1 protein-coding gene is annotated in these 253 nt (G+C 65.2%); it reads left to right on the forward strand.

Annotated elements, in window-relative coordinates; genetic code table 11:
- A partial coding sequence (locus SB772_RS43450; RefSeq protein WP_410838955.1) for a TSUP family transporter occupies positions 1 to 253 on the forward strand: 253 nt, incomplete at both ends.

Below are 253 nucleotides of genomic sequence, written 5' to 3' on the forward strand. Positions count from 1 at the left end.
GGCGATGATGGCCGTGATGGGCGGCGCGCTTGGCGCGGCGCTGGCAACCATCGTGCCCGGCGACGTGCTGCGCGCCCTGATGCCGGTTCTGCTGGTCGCGATCGCGCTCTACTTCGCCTTCAAGCCCAATCTCAATGACCTCGACACCCACCGCCGCATCACGCCCTTTGCCTTCGGCATGAGTTTCGTGCCGCTGATCGGCTTTTACGACGGCGTTTTCGGCCCCGGCACCGGCTCTTTCTTCATGCTCTCC

This window comes from Paraburkholderia sp. SIMBA_030 (genome assembly GCF_046535245.1).
Classification (GTDB): Bacteria; Pseudomonadota; Gammaproteobacteria; order Burkholderiales; family Burkholderiaceae; genus Paraburkholderia.